This is a genomic window from Micromonospora sp. B11E3 (genome assembly GCF_039871625.1).
Lineage (GTDB): Bacteria > Actinomycetota > Actinomycetes > Mycobacteriales > Micromonosporaceae > Micromonospora.
The window spans coordinates 63,759-75,063 of record NZ_JBDPMC010000004.1; the positions used below are offsets into that span (position 1 = coordinate 63,759).

Below are 11,305 nucleotides of genomic sequence, written 5' to 3' on the forward strand. Positions count from 1 at the left end.
CCTCTCCGACCTGAGTCGACCACGGCGAGGTCGGGTCGGGTGGGCGTTCCCGGCAATCCTCCGAACTTTTCCGACAGATAGGGCATATGCCGCATCTTGTCCGAGGTTTTCGATCACATGGGTGTGAGCGAGCGCCCACGGGGGTACGGGGGATGCCAAGCTGGACACGGTGCGCCAGCGCGGCCAGCCGGCCGGACACCGGTCAACGACGATCTCCGCGGTGCCGCGCGGGAGGAGGGGTGCTGATGTCGAACGTACGCAGACTGCCCGGACCCATCGTGGACCTCTGGGACTGGCAGCGGCTCGGTGCCTGCCGGGGTCGCGACAGCGCCCAGTTCTTCCACCCGGACGGCGAGCGCGGCTCCTCCCGCCTGCGCCGCGAGTCCGGCGCGAAGGCGGTCTGCCGGGCCTGCCCGGTGCGCGCCGAGTGCGCCGCCCACGCCCTGTCGGTACGGGAGCCGTACGGCGTCTGGGGCGGCTTCAGCGAGTCCGAGCGGCTGCGGCTGCTCGCGCTGGGCTGGGAGGACCTCGCCGACCGCCGGCAGACCCGCGTCGACGTGGCCCGCCTGGAGGCCCGCCTCGGCGCCCCGCACAAGTCGACGGTCCCGACCCAGCGCAACGTCGCCTGACCGACCCCACCGTCCCACCGACGCCGCGCCCCACCCCGGGGCGCGGCGTCGCCGCATCCCCACCCCCACCACCGCCCCCGGGCACCGCCGCTGATCATGGAGTTGGCGGCGTTTTCGATCTCCAAACCGCCGGTCAACCTCATGGTCAACGGGGAAGAGGTAACCCCGGCGGGGGCGGGGCGGGCAGAGTCAGTGGACGGTTACGCGGAGCGTGTGCCAGCCGGTGGCGCCGTCCGGGGCGACCGGCTGCCGGCGCTCCGGCTGGGTCTCGCCGTCGGCGTCCGTCGCCCGTACCTGGAGGACGTGCTCGCCCGGCGTGGCCTCCCACCGCCAGGACCACTGCACCCAGGTGTCCGCCGACACCGCCGGGGCCAGCGTCGCCTGCCGCCACGGCCCCCCGTCGACCCGCACCTCGACCGCCCGGATGCCCCGGTGCTGCGCCCACGCCACCCCCGCCACCGGGATCGTCCCGGCGGTGAGCCGATTGCGCGACCGGGGCGTGTCGATCCGCGACTGGGTCTTCACCGGCCCCTGCGCCGACCAGCCGCGCGGCACCCAGTACGCGTCGAAGTCGGCGAAGCTGGTCAGCTCCAGCTCGGTCACCCACTTGCAGGCCGAGACGTAGCCGTACAGGCCGGGCACCACCATCCGCACCGGGAAGCCGTGCTCCACCGGCAGCGGCTCGCCGTTCATCCCCACCGCCAGCAGGGCGTCCCGGCCGTCGCGCAGCACCGCCGTGGGGGTGCCGCAGGTCCAGCCGTCGACCGAGCGCCCCACCACCTGGTCCGCGCCGTCCTCCGGGCCCGCCTCGTCGAGCAGTTCCCTGATCGGTACGCCCAGCCAGCGGGCGTTGCCGATCAGGTCCCCGCCCACCTCGTTGGAGACGCAGGCGAGGGTGACGTACCGCTCGACCATCGGACGGGCCAGCAGGTCGGCGAAGCTCAGCTCCAGCGGGTTGCGGACCCGGCCGTGCACGCGCAGCCGCCAGGTGTCGGGATCGACCTGCGGCACCACCAGGGCGGTGTCGATCCGGTAGAACCCGAAGTTCGGGGTGACGTACGAGGCGAGCTGGGCGAGGGAGAGGTCCGCCCCGGCCGGCACGGCCGGGGCGGGCGAAGCCGGCGCCGGTAGGACGACCGCCCGGCGGGCGGCGGACACGCTCCGCCGGCCGGCCAGCCAGTGGCCGCCCAGCCCCGCGACGGCCGCCCCGCCGGCCAGCGCCCCGACGCCGGCGAGGAACCGCCGCCGCCCCTCGGGCTGAACGGCGGGCGCCTCCGGGACGTCAGCGGGCGCGGTGGGCGCAGTGGGCGCAGTGGGCGCGGTGGGCGCAGTGGGCGCAGTGGGCGCAGTGGGCGCAGTGGGTGTGGACGCCCCCGAGGTGGGCGGGATCCACGGCCAGGGATCGGGCTGGAGCGGGCCGGCCAGCAGGAGCCAGAGCGCCAGCGCCCCGAGGCCCGCCCCGACCAGCGCGGGCAGCGCGTCGGCGGCGTTCGCGCCGGCCCGGGCCAGCGCGGCGGCCACCCCCAGTGCGGCGAAGGCCGCGATCCCGGCCAGCCCGACCCGGAAACGACGCGCGGCGAGCACCCCGAACAGCGCCGCGAAGGCCGCCAGCAGCAGCGCCGTCCCGACCAGGAGGGCGACCTTGTCGTACGTGCCGAAGACGGCGATGCCGAACTGCTTGACCGACTCGGGGACGGTGTCCACCACCAGTCCCCCGACCGCGACCAACGGCGCCGACCGGGGGCCGGTCAGCACCGCCACCGGCTCGGCCGCGCCGATCGCCACGGCGGCGGCGGTGATCCCGGCCAGCGCGGCGTACCCGCGCGACATGCTCTCCATGCCGCCAGTGTCGACGCTCCGGCCGGCCGGGCAACAGCCACGGGGGCGTTCCGTAAGCATCCCGAAAGGCGTCAGGGCACGCCGTCGGGTGACGGCGTGCCCTTCAGCGCTGTCGTACGGCGTCGGTCAGAAGCCCGGGCCGTGCTGGTGGCCGTGGCCGTGCGAGTGGCCGTGGCCCCCGGCGGCGGCCGGCTCCGCCTTCACCGGCTTCTCCACCACCAGGCTCTCGGTGGTGAGCAGCAGGCCGGCGATCGAGGCGGCGTTGGAGACCGCGTTGCGGGTCACCTTCACCGGGTCGAGGATGCCGGACTTGACCAGGTCGACGTAGACGCCGCTGGCGGCGTCGAGGCCGTTGCCCCACTCCTGGCCGGCGACCTTCTGCACCACCACGTAGCCGTCGTGGCCGGCGTTCTGGGCGATCCAGCGCAGCGGCTCGACCAGCGCCTTGCGCACGATCGAGACGCCGACCTTCTCGTCCCCGGTGAAGCCGAGGTCGTCGTCGAGCACCGGCACGATCTGCGCCAGGGCGGCACCGCCGCCGGGCACCGTACCCTCCTCGACCGCGGCCTTGGTCGCGGCGATCGCGTCCTCGATGCGGTGCTTGCGCTCCTTCATCTCGACCTCGGTCGCCGCGCCCACCTTGATGACCGCGACGCCGCCGGAGAGCTTCGCCAGCCGCTCGGAGAGCTTCTCCCGGTCCCACTCGGAGTCCGAGGCCTCGATCTCCTTGCGGATCTGGGCCACCCGGTCGGCAACCTCGCCCGCCTGGCCGCCGCCGTCGACGACCGTGGTGTTCTCCTTGTCCACCACGACGCGGCGGGCGGTGCCGAGCACCTCCACGCCGACCTGGTCGAGCTTGTAGCCCAGCTCCGGGGCGATCAGCTCGGCGCCGGTCAGGATCGCCATGTCCTGCAGCATCGCCTTGCGGCGGTCGCCGAAGCCCGGCGCCTTGACCGCGCAGACCTTGAGGGTCTTGCGGATCGCGTTGACCACCAGGGTGGACAGCGCCTGGCCCTCGACGTCCTCGGCGATGATCAGCAGCGGCTTGCTGTCCTGGAGGACCTTCTCCAGCAGCGGCAGCAGCTCCTCGATCGCCGAGATCTTCTGCGTGGTGATCAGGATGTACGGGTCCTCCAGGACCGCCTCCTGAGCCTCCACGTCGGTGACGAAGTTCGGGGAGATGAAGCCCTTGTCGAACTGGAGACCCTCGGTCACGTCCAGCTCGGTGGTGAGGGCGGAGCCCTCCTCGACGGTGATGACGCCGTCGCGGCCGACCTTCTCCATCGCCTCGGCGATCAGCTCGCCGATGGTGGCGTCCTGCGCGGAGATCGTCGCGACGTGCGCGATCGACTCCTTGCCGGCGACCTCGACGGCCCGGCCCAGCAGGGCCTCGGAGACCTTGGCGGCGGCCGCGTCGATGCCGCGCTTGAGCCCGGCGGGGTTGGCCCCGGCGGTCACGTTGCGCAGGCCCTCGCGGACCATCGCCTGGGCGAGCACGGTCGCGGTGGTGGTCCCGTCGCCGGCGACGTCGTTGGTCTTGGTCGCCACCTCCTTGACCAGCTGCGCGCCGAGGTTCTCGTACGGGTTGGTGAGCTCGATCTCCTTGGCGATGGTCACGCCGTCGTTGGTGATCGTGGGCGCACCGAATTTCTTGTCCAGGACGACGTTGCGCCCGCGCGGGCCGAGAGTGACCTTGACCGCGTCCGCGAGGGCGTTGACACCGTGCTCCAGCAGGTGCCGGGCGTCGTCCGAGAAGCTCAGGATCTTCGCCATCTGTATCCCTTCGAAGCGACGCTGCCCCGGCCCGGCGAGCCGGACCGGGGCAGCGACACTGATCGGTTGCTTACTTCTCGATGACCGCGAGGACGTCGCGGGCGGAGAGCACCAGGTACTCCTCGCCGGCGTACTTGACCTCGGTGCCGCCGTACTTCGAGTAGATGACGGTGTCGCCGACCTTGACGTCAACCGGAATCCGGTTGCCCTTCTCGTCGACGCGGCCCGGGCCGACAGCGAGGACGGTGCCCTCCTGCGGCTTCTCCTTGGCGGTGTCGGGGATCACGATGCCCGACGCCGTGGTGGTCTCAGCCTCGTTCGCCTGGACCAGGATCCGGTCCTCGAGCGGCTTGATCGCAACCTTGGTCGCGGTAGTCACGGGCATACCCTCCTGGGGTACTTGGTTTCGTTGCCGGTCGGCATGCCGACCAGCGTCAATCTGCCACATGCCACCGGGCGGGGCCGTCGTCGCGGGTGCCGGTCCGCCTGGCGCTCAGCCCCCGGGCACGGGCCCGGAAGCTGGCACCCTCGATGGGAGAGTGCTAATCGCAGGTTATTCCTCGGCTAGCACTCCGTCAAGGAGAGTGCCAACGCGCCACCCCCCGTGTCGCCGCGCAGCCTCGAAACGGGTGGCGTCGACGGCTCAACCGGCCGGCGCAGTACGCCGGCGTCCCTGTGGAGCTGCCCGCACGGACGGGGCAGCTCCACAGGCGGCCGAGAGGGTGGGGCCGGCCTGCACGGAGCCAGCATCCGCACGACCGCCGGCTGGGCGACCGGCGCAGGGGGGCAGGCGCCGACACCACCGTCCGGGCGGCCCGGCGGGGCCGGGACAATGGCCGCGTGGATCTGGACCAGCTCGCCGCGCTGCGTACCCCCGAGGGGTCGGCCGCCCTCGCGGCGGCGACCGAGGTGGCCGGCGGCGACCCGCTCGCGGCGGCAGCCGCGCTCCGCTCGGCCGGGGTGCCCGGCGGGCTGGCCGCCGCCGCGCTGACCCAGGCCGAGCTGCGCCGCCGCGCGGCGACCAAGTTCGGCCCGGCCGCCGCCGGCATGTTCCTCACCCGGGCGGGACTGGAACAGGCCACGCGCGGGGTGGTGTCGGCCCGGCGGGCCCGGCGGCTGCGCGCCGCCGGGGTGCGCACCCTCGCCGACCTGGGCTGCGGCCTCGGCGCGGACGCGCTCGCCGCCGCCCGCGCCGGCATCCGCGTGTACGGGGTGGAGGCCGACCCGCTCACCGCAGCGATGGCCGCCGCGAACGCCGAGGCCGCCGGGCTGGCCGACCTGTTCACCGTGGAGTGCGGCGACGCCACGGAGTTCGACGTGTCCCGGGTCGACGCCGTCTTCTGCGACCCGGCCCGCCGCCGGGCCGGCACCGGCCGGCGGATCTTCGACCCGAACGCGTACTCGCCGCCGTGGGACTTCGTCGTCCGGCTGGCCGAGCGGGTGCCGTACACGGTGGTGAAGGTCGCCCCCGGCCTGGACCACGCGCTCATCCCGGCGGGCGCGGAGGCGGAGTGGGTGAGCGTGGACGGCGACCTGGTCGAGGCCGCCCTCTGGTGCGGCCGGCTCGCCGAGGTCCCCCGCCGCGCGACGCTGCTGCACGGCGACGCCGCCCACGTGTTGACCGGCTCCGGCGCGGCGGAGGCGCCGGTCGGCCCGGTACGCCGGTACGTCCACGACCCCGACCCGGCCGTGGTCCGCGCCCACCTGGTCGCCGAGCTGGCCGACGCCCTCGGCGCGACGCTGGCCGACCCGAGCATCGCCTACCTGTACGCCGACGCCCCGGCCGCGACGCCGTTCGCCCGCTGCCTGGAGGTCACCGACGTGCTGCCGTTCTCGCTGAAGCGGCTGCGGGCCCTGCTGCGCGAGCGGCGGGTGGGCCGGGTCGAGATCCTCAAGCGCGGCTCGGCGCTGGAGCCGGAGCGGCTGCGGCGGGACCTGCGGCTGGCCGGCCCGGAGGCGGCGAGCCTGGTGCTGACCCGGGTTGCCGACGCGCCCACCGTCCTGGTCTGCCGCCCGGTGTGAAAGTCCGTTAGCTTGTCCGTCATGGCGGGACAGGGCACTCCGGCTACGGCGCTGCTGACCAAGCGGAAGATTCCGCACAGCACCCACCCGTACGACGTCTCGCCGGACGCGCCGAACTACGGCGCGCTCGTCGCGGCGGCCCTGGGGGCGCCCCCGGAGCGGGTGTTCAAGTCCCTGGTCACCGAAGTCGACGGGGCGCTCGCCGTGGCGGTCGTGCCGGTGACCGGCGAGCTGGACCTCAAGGCCATGGCCGCCGCGCTGGGCGGCAAGCGGGCGACGATGGCCGACCGGGCCGTCGCCGAGCGGGTCACCGGATACGTCCGCGGCGGGATCAGCCCGCTCGGCCAGCGCAAGCGCCTGCCCACGGTCCTCGACTCCTCCGCGCTGGCGCACGACACGATCTACGTCTCCGCCGGCCGCCGGGGCCTCCAGGTCCAACTCGCCCCCGCCGACCTGGTCGCCCTCACCGACGCCGCGACCGCCCCGCTGGCCGCCCGCTGAGCGACCGGCCACGTCTCCGGCGCGTTCTGCCGGGCGCGTCCACCACACACCCCTCGCCAGTTCCGTCCCCGAAAGGAACCGTGCACATGCGCAGCGGGATCCTCACCATCGCCGCGGCCGGCCTGCTCGTCACCGGCAGCCTGACCGCCTGCGGCGGGGGCTCCGGCGCCGACCCGGCCGGCCGGCCGAAGCCGAAGATCGGCGTGATCCTGCCGGACAGCGGCTCGTCGAACCGGTGGGAGACCGCGGACCGCCGGTACCTGGCGGCCGCGTTCAAGGCCGCCGGGGTGGACTACGACATCCAGAACGCCCAGAACGACAAGGCGCGGTTCGTCACCATCGCGGAGCAGATGATCACCAACGGCGTGACGGCGCTGATGATCACCAACCTCGACTCGGGCACCGGCAGGGCCGTGCTGGACAAGGCCACCCAGAAGGGTGTCGCCACGATCGACTACGACCGGCCCACCCTCGGCGGCTCCGCCCAGTACTACGTCAGCTTCGACAATGTCGCAGTCGGCCGGCTCCAGGGCGAGGGCCTGGTCAGGTGCCTGGCCGACAAGGGGGTACGGAATCCCGTGGTGGCCGAACTGAACGGCGCGCCGACCGACGACAACGCCGCCCAGCTCAAGGAGGGCTACGACTCGGTCCTCGACCCGAAGTACGCGGCCGGGGAGTACGTCAAGGGCCCCGACCAGGACGTACCCGAGTGGAACAACACCACCGGCGGCACCACCTTCGAGCAGATGCTGACGCAGACCGGCGGCCGGATCGACGGCGTGCTCGCCGCCAACGACGGGCTGGCCAACGCGGTCATCTCCGTGCTGGCGAAGAACAAGCTCGCCGGCAAGGTCCCGGTGACCGGCCAGGACGCCGACGCGCAGGCGCTGCAGCACATCCTGTCCGGCGACCAGTGCATGACCGTGTACAAGCCGATCAGGCAGCAGGCCGAGGCCGCCGCCCGGCTGGCCGTCGCGCTGGCCAGGGGCGAACGGAGGAGGACCGACCAGGTCTTCCGGGACCCCGAGGGCAACCGGGACGTGCCCGCGGTGCTGCTGGCCGCCCAGCCGATCACCAGGGAGACCGTGAAGAACGTCATCGCCGACGGCTTCGTCAGCAAGGACGCCGTCTGCACCGGGAAGTACGCGGCGCTCTGCGCCTCGGCCGGCGTGAGCTGAGCCGACCGGGCCCGGCCGGCGGGCGCGCACCCGCCGGCCGGTGCTGGCCATCGCCGGGCCCCCGATTCGCCACGCGCACGCGAAGGAGACCCCTTGCCCGAGACACCCCTGCTGGAACTGCGCGGAGTCGACAAGAGCTTCGGCCCCGTGCAGGTGCTCCGCGACGTCGCCTTCTCCGTCCATCCGGGCCAGGTGACCGCGCTGGTCGGCGACAACGGCGCCGGGAAGTCGACGCTGGTCAAGTGCATCAGCGGCATCTACGACACCGACGCGGGCGAGTTCTTCTTCGAGGGCCGGCCGGTGACCGTCAACGGCCCCCGGGACGCCGCCGGCCTGGGCATCGAGGTGGTGTACCAGGATCTCGCCCTCTGCGACAATCTCGACATCGTGCAGAACATGTTCCTCGGCCGGGAGCGGCGCTCGGGCCTGGTGCTCGACGAGGCGGCCATGGAGGAACTGGCCGCCGAGACGCTGGCCGGGCTGTCGGTGCAGACCATCGGCTCGCTGCGGCAGCACGTCTCCGCCCTCTCCGGCGGGCAGCGCCAGACCGTGGCGATCGCCAAGGCCGTCCTGTGGAACAGCAAGCTGGTCGTCCTCGACGAGCCCACCGCGGCGCTCGGCCTGGCCCAGACCGCCCAGGTGCTCGAACTGGTCCGGCGGCTGGCCGACAACGGGCTGGCCGTCGTGCTCATCTCGCACAACATGAACGACGTCTTCGCCGTCTCCGACCGGATCGCGACCCTCTACCTCGGACAGATGGTCGCCCAGGTCAGGACAACGGACGTCACGCACGCCCAGGTGGTCGAGCTGATCACGTCGGGGCGCAGCGGCAGGCTCGGCCGGGCCGCCGAGAACACCAACGGGTACGGCGGCGCCGGGACGGCGGGGGCCGGCGAATGACGACCCAGCCGAAGACGGTCCCCCGCGAGCCGGCGGCCGTCACCCCGCCGCCCTCCATCGGCAGCCACTTCCGGGGCTACCTCGCCCGCCTGCGGGGCGGGGACATGGGCGCCCTGCCGGCCCTGCTCGGCCTGCTCGTGCTCTGCACGTTCTTCTCGGTCATCCGGCCCAACTTCCTCACCGCCGGCAACTTCGCCAACCTGTTCACCCAGGGGGCGACCGTCGTACTGATCGCGATGGGCCTGGTGTTCGTCCTGCTGGTGGGCGAGATCGACCTGTCCGCCGGCTTCGCCAGCGGGGTCTGCGCGGCGGTGCTGGCCAACCTGCTGACCCTGCAGGGACAGCCGTGGTACGTGGCCACCCTCGCCGCGCTCGCCACGGGCGCGCTGATCGGCCTGGTGCTGGGCTTCCTGGTCACGAAGGTCGGGATACCGTCCTTCGTGGTCACCCTGGCGGCCTTCCTCGCCTTCCAGGGGGTGATGCTGCTGCTGATCAAGGGCGGCACCAACGTGCCGGTCCAGGCGGCCCCCATCGTCGCCATCGAGAACAGGTACCTGCCGCCGCTGGTCGGCTGGCTGGTGGCCGCCGTGGCCGTGGGCGGCTACGCCGCCGCGCAGCTGCTGCGCCACCGCGACCGCTCCGCCCGGGGCCTGGTGACCGACCCGCTGTCGGTGGTGCTGCTCCGGATCGGCGGGCTCGCCGCCCTCCTGGGCGCCGGCGTGTACGTGCTCAACCTGGAGCGCAGCCTCAACGCCCTGATCAGCTCGAACCGCGGCATGCCGGTGGTCGTGCCGCTGCTCGGCGCGCTGCTCGTCGGGCTGACGTTCCTGCTGAGCCGCACCGCGTACGGGCGGCACGTGTACGCGGTCGGCGGCAACCGGGAGGCGGCCCGCCGGGCGGGCATCGACGTGGACCGGATCCGCATCTCGGTCTTCGTGGTCTGCTCGTCCATGGCGGCGGTCGGCGGCATCGTGGCGGCCAGCCGGTTCAGCTCCGTCGACGCCAACACCGGCGGCAGCGACGTGCTGCTGTACGCGGTCGGCGCGGCCGTCATCGGCGGCACCAGCCTCTTCGGCGGCAAGGGCCGGGTGATGGACGCGGTGCTCGGCGGGGCGGTGGTGGCGGTGATCGACAACGGCATGGGCCTGCTGGACGCCAGCTCCGGTGTGAAGTACGTCTTCACCGGGCTGGTGCTGCTCCTGGCCGCCGGGGTCGACGCGCTCACCCGACGCCGGGCCGCCGCCACCGGGAACCGCTGAGCACGCCATGCGAGTCGGGCCGAGCCAGGAGGAGATCCGCCGCCAGAACCTGGGGGCGTTGCTCCGTTACGTCCACATCCACGGCGCGACCTCGCGGGCCGAACTCACCTCCGCCCTCGGCCTCAACCGCAGCACCATCGGGGCGCTGACCGCCGACCTGACCAACGCCGGGCTGGTCAGCGAGGGCGCGCCGAAGGAGACCGGGCGGGCCGGCCGCCCCTCGCTGGTCGTCCAGCCCGAGTGGGACCGCGTGCACGCGTTCGCGTTCAGCATCGAGGTGGACCGCCTACGGGTCGCCCGGATCGGCCTCGGCGGCGCCGTACTCGACCGCCGCGAGCTGGCCCGGCCCCGCGGGCTGGTGGCCGCGGAGACCGTCCCGCTGCTGACCGGTGCCCTGAAGGAGATGCGGCGGGCGGTACCGGCCGGCACGATCTGCGTCGGCGCCGGAATCGCGGTCTGCGGGATGGTCCGCCGCGACGACGGCATGGTCCGCCTGAGCCCGCACGCTGGCTGGGTGGACGAGCCGATCGGGGCGGCCCTGGCCGCCGAGCTGGGCGCGGGGGCGACGCTGGCGGTGGGCAACGTCGCCGACGTGTGCGCCTTCGCCGAGCACGCCCGCGGCGTGGCGGCGGGCTGCGACAACGTCCTCTACCTGTACGGGGACGTGGGCGTCGGCGCCGGCATCATCGCGGGCGGCCGGCGGCTGACCGGGCACGGCGGGTACGGCGGCGAGGTCGGCCACATGGTCGTCAACCGGGACGGGAAGCCCTGCGAGTGCGGCTCGCGGGGCTGCTGGGAGACCGAGATCGGCGAGTACGCCCTGCTGCGCGGCTCGGGCCGGGCGGAGGCCCACGGCCGGGAGGCGGTGCTCGCGGTCTTCGACGCCGCCTCCCGGGGTGACGCGCGGGCCCAGGCGGCGGTACGCCAGGCCGGCGACTGGCTCGGCTTCGGCGTCGGGAACCTGGTCAACATCTTCAACCCGGAGATGGTGGTCTTCGGGGGGACGCTGCGGGACCTCTACCTCACGGCGGCGGCCCAGGTGCGCAGCCGGCTCAACTCGGTGGCGCTGCCGGCCTGCCTGGAGCACGTCCGGCTGCGCACCCCCGGGCTGGGGGACGACGCGGTCCTGATCGGCGCGGCCGAGCTGGCCTTCGAGCGGCTGCTCGCCGACCCGCTGGACGCCGCCTGACGGCTTCCCGACGCC

The 11,305-nt window shown here is 73.8% G+C and carries 10 protein-coding genes; 7 read left to right on the plus strand and 3 right to left on the minus strand.

Features of this window, described 5'->3' with window-relative positions:
* Window positions 1–245: 245 nt before the first annotated feature.
* Window positions 246–629 carry a WhiB family transcriptional regulator gene (locus ABGB16_RS03485; RefSeq protein ID WP_347666492.1) on the plus strand — a complete coding sequence of 128 codons (384 nt, stop codon included), beginning with the start codon at window positions 246–248 and terminating at the stop codon, window positions 627–629.
* Between the two features lie 189 nt (window positions 630–818).
* On the opposite strand, the gene ABGB16_RS03490 is transcribed toward ABGB16_RS03485, so the two are convergent.
* The 3 genes from ABGB16_RS03490 to groES form a co-directional block, all read right to left on the minus strand.
* Window positions 819–2,468, minus strand: coding sequence for a sulfite oxidase (locus ABGB16_RS03490; protein ID WP_347666493.1), 1,650 nt, complete (start codon window positions 2,466–2,468; stop codon window positions 819–821).
* Between the two features lie 126 nt (window positions 2,469–2,594).
* Window positions 2,595–4,241, minus strand: coding sequence for a chaperonin GroEL (gene groL / locus ABGB16_RS03495; protein ID WP_347666494.1), 1,647 nt, complete (start codon window positions 4,239–4,241; stop codon window positions 2,595–2,597).
* Between the two features lie 70 nt (window positions 4,242–4,311).
* On the minus strand, window positions 4,312–4,626 hold the full coding sequence (groES, locus tag ABGB16_RS03500; protein ID WP_145773611.1) for a co-chaperone GroES: 315 nt from the start codon (window positions 4,624–4,626) through the stop codon (window positions 4,312–4,314).
* A 455-nt stretch (window positions 4,627–5,081) separates the two neighbouring features.
* Between groES and ABGB16_RS03505 the strand changes: the two genes are divergently transcribed.
* The 6 genes from ABGB16_RS03505 to ABGB16_RS03530 all read left to right on the plus strand — a co-directional run bounded on the left by ABGB16_RS03505 (window position 5,082) and on the right by ABGB16_RS03530 (window position 11,290).
* Entirely contained in the window at window positions 5,082–6,263 is a 1,182-nt protein-coding gene (locus tag ABGB16_RS03505; RefSeq protein WP_347666495.1) for a methyltransferase domain-containing protein, read from the plus strand.
* 21 nt (window positions 6,264–6,284) lie between these two features.
* Window positions 6,285–6,764 (plus strand): Cys-tRNA(Pro) deacylase, encoded by a 480-nt coding sequence (gene ybaK, locus ABGB16_RS03510; protein WP_347666496.1) that lies wholly within the window; start codon window positions 6,285–6,287, stop codon window positions 6,762–6,764.
* Between the two features lie 86 nt (window positions 6,765–6,850).
* A complete protein-coding gene (locus tag ABGB16_RS03515; protein WP_347666497.1) occupies window positions 6,851–7,942 on the plus strand; it encodes a substrate-binding domain-containing protein in 1,092 nt (363 codons plus the stop codon).
* 93 nt (window positions 7,943–8,035) lie between these two features.
* Window positions 8,036–8,842, plus strand: coding sequence for an ATP-binding cassette domain-containing protein (locus ABGB16_RS03520; RefSeq protein ID WP_347666498.1), 807 nt, complete (start codon window positions 8,036–8,038; stop codon window positions 8,840–8,842).
* Complete coding sequence (locus tag ABGB16_RS03525; RefSeq protein WP_347666499.1) at window positions 8,839–10,101, plus strand: ABC transporter permease; 1,263 nt, start codon at window positions 8,839–8,841, stop codon at window positions 10,099–10,101. Before ABGB16_RS03520 ends, ABGB16_RS03525 begins: the two co-directional genes overlap by 4 nt.
* Before the next feature lie 7 nt (window positions 10,102–10,108).
* Entirely contained in the window at window positions 10,109–11,290 is a 1,182-nt protein-coding gene (locus ABGB16_RS03530; RefSeq protein ID WP_347666500.1) for an ROK family transcriptional regulator, read from the plus strand.
* Window positions 11,291–11,305: the final 15 nt, after the last annotated feature.